Genomic DNA, 15,275 nt, shown 5'->3' on the forward strand with positions numbered 1-15,275 from the left:
TCCGCCCCTACGGCACGAGGATGATCTTGCCCGACGCGGCGCCGGACTCCATGAGCTCATGGGCCTGCGCCGCCTCGGCGAGGGGAAGCTGCGGACCGAGCTCGATCACGAAGTCGCCGGTGTCGAGGAGCGCGATCGTCTCGGGCAGCGCCTCGGCGCGCCAGGCGAGTTCCTGGTCGGTCAGCGGCACCGGTGAGCCGCCGGAGAAGGCGCGGATGCCGAAGGACGCAGCATCCGGCCCCCGCACGATCGTCGCGATCCGGTCGCGGTCCGCCACGAGGGCGAGCGAGGTCTCGATCGCCTCGTCGGTGCCCGCGCAGTCGAGCACGACCGTGACGGCGGAAGGTGCGGCTTCACGGACGCGGTCGAGCAAGCCGTCGCCGTAGGCCACGGGGAGAGCGCCGAGTTCGCGCAGCTGGTCGTGACGTGCGGGACTCGCGGTCGCGATCACGGTCGCACCCCAGGCGACGGCGAACTGCACGGCGGCCTGTCCGACGGCTCCGGAGCCGCCGTGCACGAGCAGCACGTCGCCGTCGGTCACCTCGAGCGAGCGCAGCGCCTGATAGGCGGTGCCCGCCGGGATGCCGATGCCGGCGCCCTCGGCTGTGGTGACGGAGTCGGGGAGCTTCGCGAGCTTCTCGGTCGAGATGGCGAGCGCCGAGGCATAGGTGCCGTGTCCGTCGCGGATCGCCACCCGGTCGCCGACGGCGAAGTCGTCGACGCCCTCGCCCAGCACCTCCACGACGCCGGCTCCGTCGAAGCCGACGGGGCGCGGCTCGGTGATGGGTGGGGAGGGCCGCTTGCCGCCGCGCAGCTTCGCGTCGATCGGGTTCGCGCCCGCCGCCTCGATGCGGACGACGACCTCGCCGCGCGCCGCGACGGGATCGGGGATCTCGATCAGGTGGAGGACGGCAGGGGATCCGATTTCGGTGTAGACGATCGCGCGGGCCATGGCTTCAGGCTACCCGCGCCAGGCGTGAGCGGTCGCTGATCAGCGCCCGGAGAGCGCCTTCATGATGCGTTGCGGCGACACCGGCTGCGCGGTTCCCAGGCGCTGGGCGAACACGCTGATGCGGTACTCCTCCAACAGCCAGCGCACTTCGACGAGCGCGGGAGGGGCGTCGGCGGCAAGGGGGATCGTGCCTCCGGCGTCTTCGAACGCCTTGGCCATCCGCTCGTACTCGGTCATGCGCGCGCGGTCTTTGCCCGGTTCGCTCGAGAGGGTCTTCAGCCGGTCCAGCATCCCTTCGAGATATCTCGGGAAATGCGTGAGACGGTCTGCGCCGGCGGTGGAGACGAACCCCGGATGCAGCAGTCCGCTCAACTGGGTGCGGATGTCGTTCAGCGGGCCGAGCAGGGCGAGGGAGTTCTGCGACTTGATCCCGCGTTCGACGTCGCGCGACTTCGTGAGGATGCGCGCGACCAGCGAGACGCAGGCGAAGAGCTCGTCGACGAGCGTCGCCGAGACCGCATCCCGCACCCTCGCGAAAGCCGCCTCGCTGCGCACGATCCCATCCGGCACGATGCTCTCGATGACCTTGCGGGCCACGGCCGCGCGGCAGTCCTCGATGAGTGCGGCAGCGGATTGGTAGGGCGAGGCCGCGAGGGCGAGCTTCTCCTGGCTCGTGAGGTGCTCCTGCACGTACGAGGAGGGGGAGGGCACGCCCAGCAGGACGAGCCGCAGCACGCCGTCGCGGGTGGCGGCGGCTGCGGCATCCGGAGTGGATTCCACGCGCACCGACACGCTCTTGCCCTGGTCGACGACGGCGGGGTAGCCGCGCACGACACCGCCGGCGACGCGCGTGTCGAGCACTTCGGGCAGGTCGCCGAAGGTCCACGCGGTGAGGCCGGTCTGCTCGATGGGTGCCGAGGCGATGCGTTCGACCCCGCCGCGTTCGGTTCCGCGATTCGCCCCCGGCGAGCCGGTGCGGGAGGGAGCCGCGATCGAGCGGGCGACACTGCTGCGCGCCCGATCGGAGAGCTGCGTCTGCAGGGCACGCAGGTCGCGTCCGGAGCCGACCACCCTGCCGCGTTCGTCCACGGCGCGGAAGTTCATGCGCAGGTGCGGCGGCACCCGCTCGTCGTCGAAGTCCGCCGCCGAGACGAGCTGATTCGCGAGCGGCTGGATGCGGCGAGCCAGAGCCTCCTTCAGCGTGCGCGGGGGCAGCCCGCCATGCGACTCCGGCCCCTCCTCGGCGAGCTCGGCTCCGAACTTCTCCGCCCAGTCGGCGGCGGGGACCACATGGCGACGGATCGCCTTGGGGAGGGCGCGCAGCAGGCCGGTGACGAGTTCGGCACGGAGCCCGGGAACCTGCCAGTCGAAGCCGCGGTCCTCGATCTGCGCGAGGAGCGGCAACGGCACGACCACGCTGACACCGTCGTCGTCGGCGCCGGGCTCGAACCGGTACGCGAGGCCGAGCACCTGGTCGCCCTGCGTCCATCGTGTCGGGAACTCGCGCTGATCGGCACGCTCCTCGTCGTCGATCAGGTCGCTCTCGCGCATCACGAGCAGCTTCGGCGTCGTCGCCATGGTCTCGCGCCACCAGCTCTCGAAGGAGCGCACGTCGAACACCTCGGCCGGGATGCGCTCGTCGTAGAACCGGAAAACGGCTTCGTCGCCGGCGAGGATGTCGCGTCGGCGCTCGCGCTCCTCCAGCTTCTCGAGGCGCTTGCGCAGTTCGGCGTTGCTGCGCCAGAACGCGCTCACCCGCTTGTCGATCCGCGTCGGGTCCCACTCGCCCTCGACGAGCGCATGCCGCACGAACAGCTCGCGCGAGGCGGCCCGGTCGATGCGGGCGAACTGCACTCGTCGCCGCGGGATGATCTCGAGACCGAACAGGGTCACCTTCTCGAAGGCGACGGCGGCACCGGCGTCCTTGGACCAGTGCGGCTCGGTCACCTGGCGCTTGGCCAGGTCGCCGGCGAGGGGCTCCGCCCAGGCCGGATCGATCGCGGCGACCGTGCGCGCGAATGTGCGCGAGGTCTCGACGATCTCGGCGGCGATCACGGCACGCGGGCTCTTCTTGCGCAGGCCCGACCCGGGGAAGATCGAGAAGCGGATGCCGCGGGCGCCGCGGTACTCCGCGATGCGACGACCCTTCGGCTCCTTCGCGGGGGAGTGCGCCTTGCCGGCGGGAGCCGTGCGCTCGTCGAGGATGCCGATCTGCGAGAGCAGGCCCGACAGCAGCGCACGGTGGATGGCGTCGGGATCGCTGGTCCCGTCGTCGTCGCCCGCTCTCCGGTCGTCGCGGGTGCGGTCGGGCGTCTTCACGAGGGTGCGCAGCTGGCGATGCACGTCGAACCACTCGCGCACCCGCACGTAGTTGAGGTGCTCGGAGCGGCACAACCGTCGGAACGCGCTCGAGCCGAGTTCACGCTGCTGTTCGCGCAGGTGGTTCCACAGGTTCAGCAGGGTGAGGAAGTCGCTGGTCGGGTCGACGAACCGCGCGTGCAGACGGTCGGCCTCGTCGCGTCGATCCTCCGGGCGCTCCCGCACGTCCTGGATCGTCATGCCCGAGACGATCGCGAGCACGTCGCGCGTCACGGCGCCGCCCGAGTCCGCCTTCCCGGCTTCGATCAGCATGCGTGCGAACCGCGGATCGATCGGCATGCGCGAGATGTCGCGACCCGTGCGGGTGAGGCGCGGAGCGCCGTGATCCGGTCCCTGAGCCGGCCGAAGGGCGACCGCGCCGAGCTCGGTGAGCAGATCGAACGCGGCCTTCACACCTCGGGAGTCGGGCGGGGTGAGGAAGGGGAACGCCGTGATGTCGCCGAACCCGAGCGACAGCATCTGCAGGATCACCGAGGCCAGCGAGGTGCGCAGGATCTCGGGCTCGGTGTACTCCGGGCGCTTGTCGTAGTCCTCCTCCGAGTAGAGACGGATCGCGATGCCGTCGCTGGTGCGGCCCGCACGGCCGGAACGCTGATTCGCCGACGCCTGCGAGACGGCCTCGATGGGCAGGCGCTGCACCTTGGAGCGGTTGCTGTAGCGCGAGATGCGCGCGGTGCCGGTGTCGATCACGTACTTGATGCCGGGCACGGTGAGGCTGGTCTCGGCGACGTTCGTGGCGAGGATCACCCGGCGGCGCACCCCGGCCACCCGGCTGCGCTCGAAGACCCGGTGCTGGTCGGCGGCGGAGAGCCGGCCGAACAGGGGCAGCACCTCTGTGGGCGAGCGATCGTTCGCGTAGGCGCCGCGCACGGCATCGGCGGCATCACGGATCTCGGCTTCTCCCGGCAGGAACACCAGCACATCGCCCGGCGCCTCGCGGTCGAGCTCGCGCAGCGCCGCGACGATCGCCGAGACCTCGTCCTCGGGCTCGCCGGCGGCGGCCTCGGCCTCGGCATCCTCGACCGGCCCGCGGTAGCGGATCTCCACCGGATACGTACGGCCGGAGACCTCGATGATCGGCGCCGGGGTGCCGTCGGGGGAGGCGAAGTGCTTCGCGAAGCTCTCCGGATCGATCGTCGCCGAGGTGATGATCACCTTCAGGTCGGGGCGCTCCGGGAGGATGCGGGCCAGATACCCGAGCAGGAAGTCGACGTTGAGCGAGCGCTCGTGCGCCTCGTCGATGATGATCGTGTCGTAGCGGGTGAGCAGCCGGTCGCGGTGGATCTCGTTGAGCAGGATGCCGTCGGTCATCAGCGCGATGCGGGTGGCGTCCGACACCTTGTCGGTGAAGCGCACCTTGTAGCCGACCAGCGTGCCCAGTTCGACCTGGAGCTCTTCGGCGACGCGCTCGGCGATGGTGCGTGCGGCGAGGCGCCGGGGCTGCGTGTGGGCGATGCGCTCGCGACCCAGTTCGAGTGCGATCTTCGGCAGCTGCGTGGTCTTGCCCGAACCGGTCGCGCCCGCGACGATCACGACCTGGTGGTCGCGGATGGCGTCGGCGATCTCGGCCCTGGCCGCGCTGACGGGCAGCTCCGGGGGATAGGAGATCACAGGGGAGGACATAGCCCTCCATCGTATGACGGGAATCGCGCCCTACGATCATCTGGTGATCACTGCTCTCGCTCCCGTCCGGTGGTTCCGCGAGTTCGGTCGGCCGCCGCGCATCCTCGGGCTGGACATCGCCAGAGGACTGGCGATCCTCGGCATGGCCGGAGCGCACATCGGCGAGATGGACTCCTTCGACTGGCTCGACCCCGCCACGTGGACCGATCTGGTGAACGGGCGGTCGTCGATCCTGTTCGCCGTTCTCGCCGGCATCTCCATCGCCCTGATGACCGGACGAAGCGCTCTCCCCGAGCGCGAACGGATTCCGAGCATCCGGCTCAATCTGGTCGGACGTGGTGCGGTGATCTTCCTCATCGGTCTGGCGCTGGAGATGCTGAACACCCCGATCGCGGTGATCCTCACCCTGTACGGGCTGCTCTATGTGGCCGTGATCCCCTTCCTGCGCTGGCGGCCATGGCAGCTGCTGGCCGGTGCTGCGGTGCTCGCCCTCCTCGGCCCGGCGCTGCTCGCCTTCCTGAGCGCGGTGATGCTCGTCCCGTACGGATCCGGCATCGGCTTCGTGCTCTACGGCACCTACCCGATCACGGTCTGGCTGGCGCTCGTGCTGGGTGGCATGGCACTCGGACGCCTGCGGGTGGGGGAGGTGCGCACCGCGCTGGCCGTGCTCGGCATCGGGCTCGCGCTCGCCGTGGTCGGCTACGGTCTCGGCGGGGTGGGACAGGCGATGGGGGCCTCCGGCTCCGCCGCGAGCAGCTCGTTCGTCGACGAGGGCTCCGAGGGGGCATCACCGCGATCCGGCTGGGAGGGCTATCCCCAGGCGCTCGCCGAGACGGATCCGCTGGGGGCGGCGCTCTCGGCGGTGTTCGCCGTCGATCCGCACAGCGGCGGCACGGCCGAGGTCCTGGGCTCCGGCGGATTCGCGCTCATGGTCATCGCGCTGTGCCTGCTGCTGAGTCGACCGCTGCGCTGGGTGCTGCTGCCGCTGGGCGCACTCGGATCCATGCCGCTGACGGCATACAGCGTGCACGTGCTCTCGATCGTGCTGATCGGCGGACCGGGAGCGTTCTTCTCGAGCAACGCCTTCTGGGCGGCGACCGCAGGGGGTCTGCTCCTGGGGGCGACGCTCTGGTCGATGTTCTTCGGCCGGGGCCCGCTCGAACGTCTGGTGGGGCGGGGAGCAGCGGCGATGGCGGCGGTTCCCCGGCGCTGAGTCGGGTCGTCCCCGTCCGCAGCAGGGGCGCACCGTCATCGGGTCCGGTGCACCCCTGCGGTCTCTCAGAAGTGGGTGCCGCCGTCGATGCGCACCTCGGTGCCGGTGATGAAGGCGCCGTCCTCGCTGGCGAGCATCGCCACGACACCGGCGACCGACTCCGGGCCGGCGAAGCCCTGGCCGATCGCGGGTGCGAGCTTCATGAACAGACTCATGTCGGCGTCTGCGGGCAGGCCAGGACCGTTGCTCTGGTTGCTCTGACCCGAGCCGTCGGTCATGCCCGAGGAGATCGAACCGGGCTGCACCGCGGTGAAGCGGATGCCGCTCTTCGCGTACTCGGCCGCGAGCGCGTGGGTCATCGACTGCACGCCGCCCTTGCTGGCTGCATACGCCGCCATGTAGGGGTGCGCGAAGCCGGCTGAGGTCGAGCTGAAGTTGACGACCGCGGGGACGTCGCCGTCGAGCAGCGCGGGGATGGCTTCGCGGATCACGAGGAACGTGCCGACGAGGTTTATCCGGATGACCTGCTCGAACTGGTCGAGCGTCGTCTCGTGGGTGTGCGAGGAGCGCAGGATGCCGGCGGCGTTCACGAGCACATCGAGTCCGCCCAGGGCGGCGACGGCCTCGGCGACGCCCGCGGCGACGGAGGCCTCGTCCGCGATGTTCATCGTGACGGTCGTCAGGCGCTCCGCGAGCGGCCCCGCCTTGGCGACGGTGTCCTCGAGACCGGCGGTGCTGACGTCGGCGGCGACGACGCTGCCGCCTTCGCGGAGCATGCGCAGCACCGTTGCCTGGCCGATGCCCGACCCTCCGCCGGTGACGAGCGCCCGACGTCCTTCGTAGCGGTTCATGATCTTCCCTTTCCCTGGTGGCGTCGTGGTGTCGACGCTTCCTGTTAGGCAGAATATGCCCGTGTGGCAGATCGTGCCACTTAGTCCTAACCTGTCGCGTCTGTGATCCATTCCCGTACGCTGTGACGGTGGAGACCTCGACCCTCACCGAGCGCCGAAAGGCCGCGACCGAGCGCGACATCGCGGCAGCGGCCGCAGCACTGTTCGCCGAGCAGAGCGTCGCCGGCGTCACGGCGGAGCAGATCGCGGTACGGGCGGGGGTGTCGGTACGGACCTTCTATCGGTACTTCGCGCGCAAGGAGGATGCGGTCGCCCCGATCCTCAGCTTCGGAGCCCGGCGGTGGCAGGAGGCGTTCGCGCAGGTCGGCGAGCGTTCGCTGCGCGAGCAGGTGCCGGCCGTGATCCGGGCGCAGCTCGCCGAGGGATCCTCTGCTGAGGGCGACCCTTCCCTGGGCGATGGGCTCGAGCTGGAGACGATGCTCGGTGTGCTCCGCGGCCTCGACGATGACACGGCGATGCGCGATGTCTGGCTGCGCGTCAACGACGACTCCGAACGTCGGCTGCGCGAGATCCTCCAGGAGTGCGGTGTCACGGTGTGGGAGTCCCGGCTGATCGCCGCCGTGGGGACCGCCGCGATACGCGTGGGGCTGGAGCAGTGGGCGGCCGACCCCGAGGGGCCGCGTCCGGCGGTGCGGGCGGTCGACGCCTTCCAGGTGATGTCGCAGGGGCTCCGCGGCCTCGACTGACTTCTTTCGTCACCGGCCGGCGCAACCTGTCATCACAGGTCATAGGCTGGGGGCATGACGATTCCTGCACTCGAACTGAACGACGGCAACTCCATCCCGCAGCTCGGCTACGGCGTCTTCAAGGTGCCGCCGGCAGAGACCGAGCGCGCGGTGAGCGAGGCGCTCGAGATCGGCTACCGCCACATCGACACCGCCGCGATCTACGGCAACGAGGAGGGCGTCGGCGCCGCCATCGCGGCCTCCGGCATCCCGCGTGACGAGCTGTTCGTGACGACCAAGCTCTGGAACGACCGCCACCACGACGAGGAGCCGCGCGCCGCCATCGGCGAGAGCCTCGACAAGCTCGGCCTGGAGAAGGTCGACCTGTACCTGGTGCACTGGCCCACCCCGGCCAAGGACGACTACGTGCATGCCTTCGCGAAGCTCGTCGAGCTCCGCGAGGCGGGCCTCACCCGCAGCATCGGCGTCTCGAACTTCCTCGTGCCCCACCTGGAGCGCACGGTCAAGGAGACCGGTGTCGTGCCTGCGGTGAACCAGATCGAGCTGCATCCGGCGTACCAGCAGCGCGACGTGGTCGCCTGGGCCGACGCGAACGGCGTCAAGATTGAAGCCTGGGGCCCACTCGGGCAGGGGAAGTACGACCTCTTCGGCACTCCGGCGGTCGCTGATGCGGCGGCCGCGCACGGGGTCACCCCCGCGCAGGCGGTGCTGCGCTGGCACCTGCAGAAGGGCATCATCGTGTTCCCGAAGTCGGTGCGCGCCGAGCGTCTGCGCGAGAACCTCGACGTCTTCGGCTTCGAGCTGACGGATGCCGAGATCGCCGCCATCGACGCCCTCGACCCGCTCGACGGCTCCGGCCGCGTCGGCTCGCACCCGGACGAGGTCAACTGAGACAGGTCTCCGAGACCGGCCTTCCGGCCCACATGACGCCCCGTGTCGCCTCGCGCGACACGGGGCGTCGTCGTGAGTACCGTCGAGGCATGACAGCTCCGTTCCGCGTGGTGGCCGTGTCAGGATCCCTGCACGAGCCCAGCAAGACGACCGCCCTCGTCCGCGCGATCACGGCCGCGATCGCCGAGCGCGCCGAGGTCGAGTCGCAGCTCATCGAGCTGACGCAGATCGGCCCTGGCCTGGCCGGTGCGCTCCAGCGCGACCAGCTGCCTCCGGAGGTCGAGGCGCAGCTGCAGGCGATCGAGTCCGCCGATCTGCTGATCGTGGGGAGCCCGGTCTACCGCGCGTCCTTCACCGGACTGTTCAAGCATCTGTTCGACTTCGTCGGGCAATACGACCTGGTCGGCAAGCCCGTGCTGCTCGCGGCCACCGGCGGCGGCGAGAAGCACGCACTGATCATCGAGCATCAGTTGCGTCCGCTCTTCGCGTTCTTCCAGGCGCTCACGCTCCCGGTCGGCGTCTACGCGAGCAACACCGACTTCGACGGCTACGAGATCGCCTCCGATGTGCTGCACGCGCGCATCGTCCTCGCTGCCGAGCGCGCATTGCCGCTCGTGGGATACGCGGCTTCACGTCCGGTCGAGCTCCTCGTCGGCTGACCGCGCCCGCGTCGCGCGGCGTAGCGTGAGGGCATGACCAACCGGCTCGCCGACACTCTCAGCCCGTACCTCCGCGCGCACGCCGACAACCCCGTCGACTGGTACCCGTGGGGCGAGGCCGCGTTCGCCGAGGCGCGGCGACGCGATGTGCCGCTGCTGATCTCGATCGGCTACTCCACCTGCCACTGGTGCCACGTGATGGCGCGGGAGTCGTTCGCGGACTCCGCCACGGCCGCGCTCATCAACGAAGGATTCGTTGCCGTGAAGGTCGACCGCGAGGAGCATCCGCAGGTCGATGGTGCGTACATGGCCGCGGCCTCCGCGTTCACGCAGAACCTCGGCTGGCCCCTCACGGTGTTCGCCACGCCGCGCGGGCGCACCTTCTATGCCGGCACCTACTGGCCGCCGGAGGCCAGGGCGCCGATGCCCGCATTCCGTGACGTGCTCACCGCGGTTCGGGAGGCGTGGACGCTGCGGCGCGAGCAGGCCGAGGAATCGGCGGATGCCGTGACCGATGCGCTCGCGCGTGCGGCGGAATCCTCGCCGTCGGAGCTGCCGGACGTCGTCGCGATCGCGACCGCGGCGGAGGGGATCGCGCAGCGGGAGGACCGGCAGTTCGGCGGCTTCGGGGGAGCGCCGAAGTTCCCCGTCGCGACGACTCTGCGGTTCCTGCAGCATCCACTGGTGCGCGATGCTGCTCCGGAAGCGGCGGCATCAGCCGTGCGCGCGCTCGCGGCGATGGCGGGTTCCGACCTCCGCGATGCCGATGGCGGGTTCTTCCGCTACGCGACTCAGCGCGACTGGACGGTGCCGCACTACGAGCGGATGCTGACCGACAACGCGCAGCTGCTCGACGTCGCGCGCGATGCGGGCGACGAGCGGACCGTCCGTGGGATCGCCGCCTTCCTCATCGACGTGCTCCGTCGCGACGAGGGCGGATTCGGCGCCGCCCAGGATTCGGAGTCGATGATCGACGGCGCCCGTAATGAAGGCGGGTACTACCTTCGCCCCGTCGCCGAGCGTGCCGGGCTGGAGCCGCCCTCCATCGACGGCAAGGTGATCACCGGCTGGAATGGATTGGCCATCGGCGCGCTGGCCAGGGCAGGAGCGTATCTCGGTGAGCGGGGGTGGATCGACGCGGCCGCCGCTGCCGCGGATCATGTGCTGCGCACCAACCGCGATTCCGAGGGCGCGCTCGTGCGCACGTCGCTCGACGGCCGGGCATCCGCCGCCGTCGCGACAGCCGCCGACCGGGGACTCCTCGCCGACGGTCTGTTCGCACTCGCCCTCGCCACCGGAGAGGCGGAGTGGGCGATCGCGGCGCGCAGCATCCTCGACGGGGCACTCGACGGCGCCGTCGGCGACGATCCGCTCCTGTCGGCCCAGGGCATCGCGACCTCGCCCGACCAGGCCGACGGCGACCTGCCCTCCGACGCCGCAGCGGTCGCCGGTGCCGCGCTGACCGCCTGGTGGCTGGGGGCGGGGGACCGCTATCGCGAAGCGGCCGTCTCGACGGCGAGCGCACTCGCCGCGCGCTCTCTGGAGCAGCCGTTCGCCCACGGCACGCTGCTGCGCGTCGCAGCCGGGCTCGCGGTCCCGCCCCGGCAGCTCGTCGTCGTCACCACGGATCGCGTCGGCGCACTCGCCGGCGCGGCGCGCGGCGCGGACGCCGAGGCGATCGCAGTGGTGACACCCGCTCAGGCGAAGGCGTTCGCCGAGGCGGGGTTCGAGCTGTTCGACGGCAAGGACGCGGTCGCGGAACGCGCATACGACTGCCGCGCTTTCGTTTGCAGACTGCCGGTGAGCGACCCCGCTGATGTGTCGGTCGCGCGCTGACCGTCAGGCCTGGTTGCGCGGATGTCGGCGCGCCGTGCGCTCGTTGCCGCGGCGGTAGTTCCCCGTCACCCGTGCCATCAGCAGCTGTGCATCGCCCTGTGCCGCGTGGGCGAGGAACTCCTGGGCAGGTGCGCCGCGCAGCACGGTCGCCGTGACCCCGTGATGCCGGATGACGACGTCGTCACCGCGCACCGCGTACTCGAATCCCGAGGGGCTGCGCATGCAGCGAGCGTACCGGCCGATGCCGCATCGCATCGGCCCTCGCCCCCGCTGCGGCTCCTACGCTGGAGGGACGGACCGGATTCGAGGGGGAGCGGGCATGATTGCGCAGCAGATCGAGTGGATCGAGATCCCGGCGGGAACAGTACAGCGGGGCACGCCGCTCGACGAGGTCGACGCCCTCACCGTCCGGTATGCACACACGGGCGTGCCGCGCGCCTGGTACGTGAAGGAGACGCCGCGCACGCCGGTCGTCGTCCCGGCGTTCCGCCTCGCCCGCACCCCGGTGACGGTCGCACAGTGGACGGCGTTCGCGGAGGCGACCGGCGCCCGCTCGCTGTCCGGGATTCCCGACCACCCGGTGGTCGGCGTCACCTGGGACGAGGCCTCCGCCTACGCCGCGTGGATCGGTGCACAGCTCGGTGTGGACGCGCGGCTGCCGACCGAAGACGAATGGGAGAGGGCAGCGCGCGGCGACGACGCCCGCGAGTTCCCGTGGGGCGACGAGTATGCACCGGGCCGGGCGAACCTGTTCGACCTCGGCCTCGGCACCACCACCCCGGTCGGGTCCTTCCCGGAGGGAGCCAGCCCGTTCGGCGTGCTCGACATGGCAGGAAACGTCGACGAGTGGACCTCGACGCTGTACGCGCCGTATCCGGGAGCGCCCGACGAGGTCCCCGCGCGCGAGGACTGGGCGGCCGACCCGCACATCACCCGAGGCGGAGCGTTCCGCCACGACGTGGATCTCGCCCGCTGCGCGCGGCGGCACGGGGCGTACGAGGCCGACCTCGTCGCGGTGGGCATCGGCCTCCGGCTCGCGGCTCCTGCGCTCTGACGAAGAACACGAGCGGTATCCTCCGTGTGAGGAAGAGGTCTCGTGCCATGAAGTCGAACCCGCAGTCGCCGAGGCACGTCCCGGTGTGGCCTTCTCTGAGGCCGAAGCCGGCGCCCCCGTCGCGCGCCGCACGAATGGGCCCGTGGTTCACCGTGGCGGCGGTGCTTCTGAACGTCACGCTGAACCTGGCCGTGCGCCCGGAGACGGCGCTGTCGGTGGGGATCATCCAGATCATCCTGGTTCCCGCACTCACGCTCACGGGGCTGATCGTCTCATCGGTGGGAATCCGCCAGACGCGGAACGGGCGGCGCAGCGGAAGAGGGTCCGCCGTGGCCGGTGTGTGGATGGCGATCATCTATCTCGTGATCACCGCCCTGTCTCTGATCGTCGTCACTGTGCAATCTGCCTAGCAGTTCCGGGTCGGTCGGCTATTGATTGCGCGGGATGCGCAGCTTCCGGTGCGCCGATTGCCCAGTGGATGCGATCCGTTCTACTGTTGCGCGACAGCAGGCGGTGCCACCAGGGCCGCCGCCCGATCACAGCAAGGATGCTCTGACGATGCCCCTCCCCACCCGTGCCGGACTCGACGCCGTTCCCGCGTACCGTCAGGGGCGCTCTGCCCCGGCCGGTGCCTCGAAGCTCTCCTCGAACGAGTCCCCGCATCCGCCGCTGCCCTCGGTCGTGCAGGCTGTGCGGGATCGCCTCGACGGCATCCACCGCTACCCGGACATGAGCGCCGCGAGGCTGCGCGAGCGGCTCGCCGAGCGCTACGGCGTCGATGCGTCAGAGGTCACCGTCGGCGCGGGGTCGGTCGAGATCGCCTCCCAGCTCATCCACGCGGTCGCCGGCAGCGGTGACGAGGTCATCTTCGCGTGGCGGTCGTTCGAGGCGTATCCCTCGCTCGTCCGCATCGCCGGAGCCACTCCCGTCCCGGTGCCGCTCGACGCGGGCCACGGGCACGATCTCGACGCGATGCTCGCGGCGATCACCCCGCGCACCCGCCTGATCTTCGTGTGCAACCCGAACAACCCGACAGGGACCGTGGTCGGCGCCGAGGAGCTGGAGCGCTTCGTCGCCGCGGTGCCGCACGACGTGCTCGTGGTGATCGACGAGGCGTACGTGCACTTCGACCGCACCGAGAGCCGGGGCGCCGGCATCGAGCTGTTCCGGCGTCACCCGCATGTGGCCGTGCTGCACACCTTCTCGAAGGCCTACGGGCTCGCCGGACTCCGCATCGGCTATGCGATCGCGCCGGCTCCGGTCGCCGAGAATCAGCGCAAGGTCGCCGTGCCCTTCGGTGTGACCGATCTCGCCCAGACCGCAGCGCTCGTCTCGCTGGACGCCGAGGACGAGCTGGCCACGCGCATCGACGAGGTGGTCGCGCAGCGCGACAGGCTCTACACCGTGCTCACCGCGGCCGGATGGCCGGCCGTCCGCTCCCAGGCCAACTTCGTGTGGGTGCCGACCGTCGAACGCACGGCAGAGCTCGAGAGCGTGCTGCAGGAGGGCGGAGTCGTCTCGCGGGCATTCGCCGGGGACGGGGTCCGCATCTCCTCGGGCTCCGCAGAGGACATCGACCGGGTGGAGGCCGCGCTCGCCGCAGCCGGTCGCGATGCCGTCGGCCGCGATGCCGCCGTCGAGCGTGCGGAGGTCGGCGCATGAGCGGTGAGGGCAGGACCCCCATGACCGAGGTGCCCGCCACCACCACGACGACCAAGGGCCTGCATCCGGGGCTCACACGCCGCCAGATCTCGATGATGGGCCTGGGCGGTGCGATCGGCGCCGGTCTGTTCGTCGGATCGGGCCAGGCGATCAGCATCGCAGGCCCCGCGGTCCTGGTGTCGTACCTCGTCGCGGGCGGCATCGTCGTGCTCGTGATGGCGATGCTCGCCGAGATGGTCGCCGCACGACCCAGCTCGGGTGCCTTCAGCTCGTACGCCCAGAAGGCGATGGGGCGCAGCGCGGGCAGCGCGGTCGGCTGGCTGTACTGGATCCAGCTGATCGTGGTGATCGCCGCCGAGGCGACCGGTGCCGGCGCGATCGTGGCCAACTGGACTCCGGGCATCCCCGCCTGGGCCTGGGTGCTGATCTTCGTCGTGGCGCTCACCGCGGTCAACCTGTTCGGCGTGCGCAACTACGGCCGCTTCGAGTTCTGGTTCGCGGCGATCAAGGTCGCGGCGATCATCGCCTTCCTCGTGGTGGGGGTGTGCGCGATCGTCGGGCTGATCCCCGGCGTGCCGGCGACCGGCATCGCGAACCTCGTCGACAACGGCGGCTTCGCCCCGAACGGCATCGCCGGGATCGCCGGCGCCCTGCTGATCGTGGTGTTCGCCTTCGGCGGCACCGAGGTCGTCGCGATCGCCGCCGCCGAGTCGAACGACCCGGCGCACAACATCCGCCGCATCGTGCGCGAGGTGCTCGTGCGCATCCTCGTCTTCTACGTCGGATCGATCTTCGTGATCGTCGCGGTGCTGCCCTGGAACGACCCGGCGGTGAAGGCGGGGCCGTTCTCGGCGGTGCTCGAAACCTTGAACGTGCCCGGCGTCGGCCTGGTGATGGACCTCATCGTGATCATCGCGCTGCTGTCGGCCATGAACGCCAACATCTACGGCGCCTCCCGCATGGCGTACTCACTGGGGGAGCGCGGGCTCGCCCCGCTGGCCGCGACCCGCACGAGCCTCAAGGGCGTGCCGTTCGTCGCCGTGCTGGCATCCGTCGCCTTCGGCTTCGTCACGGTCGGCCTGAACTGGGCGTTCCCCGACGTGGTCCTGCCGGCCCTCCTCAACGTGGTCGGCTCGACGCTGCTCGTGATCTGGACCGCGACCACGGTGGCGCAGATCATCCTCCGTCGTCGTGCGGATCGTGCGGGCGAGGCGATGCCGATGCGGATGTGGGGCTTCCCCTGGCTGTCGTGGTTGTGCCTGGTGCTGCTCGCCGCCGTGATCGCCCTCGCGATGATCGACCCGGCCGCTCGCCTCCAGCTGCTGCTCACGCTCGGGCTCACGGCGGTGCTCCTCCTCGTCGCCCGCGCGACCAGAGGCATGGCACGCCCCGGAGTGGCGAGGGAATAG

The 15,275-nt window shown here is 70.7% G+C and carries 13 protein-coding genes; 9 read left to right on the plus strand and 4 right to left on the minus strand.

The window, feature by feature from the left end:
* Nucleotides 1-7: 7 nt before the first annotated feature.
* Both CQ042_RS06635 and hrpA read right to left on the minus strand, forming a co-directional pair.
* Nucleotides 8-952, minus strand: coding sequence for an NADP-dependent oxidoreductase (locus CQ042_RS06635; protein WP_105669690.1), 945 nt, complete (start codon nt 950-952; stop codon nt 8-10).
* 39 nt (nt 953-991) lie between these two features.
* Entirely contained in the window at nt 992-4,954 is a 3,963-nt protein-coding gene (hrpA, locus tag CQ042_RS06640; RefSeq protein ID WP_105669691.1) for an ATP-dependent RNA helicase HrpA, read from the minus strand.
* A 43-nt stretch (nt 4,955-4,997) separates the two neighbouring features.
* Between hrpA and CQ042_RS06645 the strand changes: the two genes are divergently transcribed.
* A complete protein-coding gene (locus CQ042_RS06645; RefSeq protein WP_258132099.1) occupies nt 4,998-6,167 on the plus strand; it encodes a DUF1624 domain-containing protein in 1,170 nt (389 codons plus the stop codon).
* Between the two features lie 65 nt (nt 6,168-6,232).
* Here the strand turns inward: CQ042_RS06645 and CQ042_RS06650 are convergent, their stop codons facing one another.
* On the minus strand, nt 6,233-7,018 hold the full coding sequence (locus tag CQ042_RS06650; RefSeq protein ID WP_105669693.1) for an SDR family NAD(P)-dependent oxidoreductase: 786 nt from the start codon (nt 7,016-7,018) through the stop codon (nt 6,233-6,235).
* A gap of 128 nt (nt 7,019-7,146) precedes the next feature.
* Here CQ042_RS06650 and CQ042_RS06655 point away from each other — a divergent pair, with 128 nt between their 5' ends.
* From CQ042_RS06655 to CQ042_RS06670, 4 genes are all read left to right on the plus strand, one after another.
* Nucleotides 7,147-7,764: a TetR/AcrR family transcriptional regulator gene (locus tag CQ042_RS06655; RefSeq protein WP_258132102.1), complete on the plus strand. Its 618-nt coding sequence runs from the start codon at nt 7,147-7,149 to the stop codon at nt 7,762-7,764.
* Nucleotides 7,765-7,818: 54 nt separating this feature from the next.
* The gene (locus tag CQ042_RS06660; protein WP_105669695.1) at nt 7,819-8,655 is read left to right on the plus strand and encodes an aldo/keto reductase; all 837 of its coding nucleotides are present in this window, start codon (nt 7,819-7,821) and stop codon (nt 8,653-8,655) included.
* Between the two features lie 89 nt (nt 8,656-8,744).
* Nucleotides 8,745-9,314, plus strand: a complete 570-nt coding sequence (gene msuE, locus CQ042_RS06665; RefSeq protein ID WP_105669696.1) for an FMN reductase — start codon at nt 8,745-8,747, stop codon at nt 9,312-9,314.
* 33 nt (nt 9,315-9,347) lie between these two features.
* A complete protein-coding gene (locus CQ042_RS06670; protein ID WP_105669697.1) occupies nt 9,348-11,150 on the plus strand; it encodes a thioredoxin domain-containing protein in 1,803 nt (600 codons plus the stop codon).
* A 3-nt stretch (nt 11,151-11,153) separates the two neighbouring features.
* Here the strand turns inward: CQ042_RS06670 and CQ042_RS06675 are convergent, their stop codons facing one another.
* Nucleotides 11,154-11,372, minus strand: a complete 219-nt coding sequence (locus CQ042_RS06675; RefSeq protein WP_105669819.1) for a hypothetical protein — start codon at nt 11,370-11,372, stop codon at nt 11,154-11,156.
* 97 nt (nt 11,373-11,469) lie between these two features.
* Here CQ042_RS06675 and CQ042_RS06680 point away from each other — a divergent pair, with 97 nt between their 5' ends.
* From CQ042_RS06680 to CQ042_RS06695, 4 genes are all read left to right on the plus strand, one after another.
* The gene (locus tag CQ042_RS06680; RefSeq protein ID WP_105669698.1) at nt 11,470-12,204 is read left to right on the plus strand and encodes an SUMF1/EgtB/PvdO family nonheme iron enzyme; all 735 of its coding nucleotides are present in this window, start codon (nt 11,470-11,472) and stop codon (nt 12,202-12,204) included.
* Between the two features lie 161 nt (nt 12,205-12,365).
* The gene (locus tag CQ042_RS06685; protein ID WP_146115363.1) at nt 12,366-12,614 is read left to right on the plus strand and encodes a hypothetical protein; all 249 of its coding nucleotides are present in this window, start codon (nt 12,366-12,368) and stop codon (nt 12,612-12,614) included.
* Between the two features lie 148 nt (nt 12,615-12,762).
* Nucleotides 12,763-13,866, plus strand: a complete 1,104-nt coding sequence (gene hisC / locus CQ042_RS06690; RefSeq protein ID WP_105669700.1) for a histidinol-phosphate transaminase — start codon at nt 12,763-12,765, stop codon at nt 13,864-13,866.
* Between the two features lie 20 nt (nt 13,867-13,886).
* Nucleotides 13,887-15,275, plus strand: coding sequence for an amino acid permease (locus tag CQ042_RS06695; RefSeq protein ID WP_105669701.1), 1,389 nt, complete (start codon nt 13,887-13,889; stop codon nt 15,273-15,275).

This window comes from Microbacterium sp. MYb62 (genome assembly GCF_002979475.1).
Classification (GTDB): domain Bacteria; phylum Actinomycetota; class Actinomycetes; order Actinomycetales; family Microbacteriaceae; genus Microbacterium.

What these genes read in the sequence shown, in the direction of transcription:
- CQ042_RS06635 (WP_105669690.1), bottom strand. Translation starts at nt 952, where the DNA reads ATGGCCCGCGCGATCGTCTACACCGAAATCGGATCCCCTGCCGTCCTC.
- hrpA (WP_105669691.1), bottom strand. Translation starts at nt 4,954, where the DNA reads ATGTCCTCCCCTGTGATCTCCTATCCCCCGGAGCTGCCCGTCAGCGCG.
- CQ042_RS06650 (WP_105669693.1), bottom strand. Translation starts at nt 7,018, where the DNA reads ATGAACCGCTACGAAGGACGTCGGGCGCTCGTCACCGGCGGAGGGTCG.
- CQ042_RS06660 (WP_105669695.1), top strand. Translation starts at nt 7,819, where the DNA reads ATGACGATTCCTGCACTCGAACTGAACGACGGCAACTCCATCCCGCAG.
- msuE (WP_105669696.1), top strand. Translation starts at nt 8,745, where the DNA reads ATGACAGCTCCGTTCCGCGTGGTGGCCGTGTCAGGATCCCTGCACGAG.
- CQ042_RS06670 (WP_105669697.1), top strand. Translation starts at nt 9,348, where the DNA reads ATGACCAACCGGCTCGCCGACACTCTCAGCCCGTACCTCCGCGCGCAC.
- CQ042_RS06675 (WP_105669819.1), bottom strand. Translation starts at nt 11,372, where the DNA reads ATGCGCAGCCCCTCGGGATTCGAGTACGCGGTGCGCGGTGACGACGTC.
- CQ042_RS06680 (WP_105669698.1), top strand. Translation starts at nt 11,470, where the DNA reads ATGATTGCGCAGCAGATCGAGTGGATCGAGATCCCGGCGGGAACAGTA.
- hisC (WP_105669700.1), top strand. Translation starts at nt 12,763, where the DNA reads ATGCCCCTCCCCACCCGTGCCGGACTCGACGCCGTTCCCGCGTACCGT.
- CQ042_RS06695 (WP_105669701.1), top strand. Translation starts at nt 13,887, where the DNA reads ATGACCGAGGTGCCCGCCACCACCACGACGACCAAGGGCCTGCATCCG.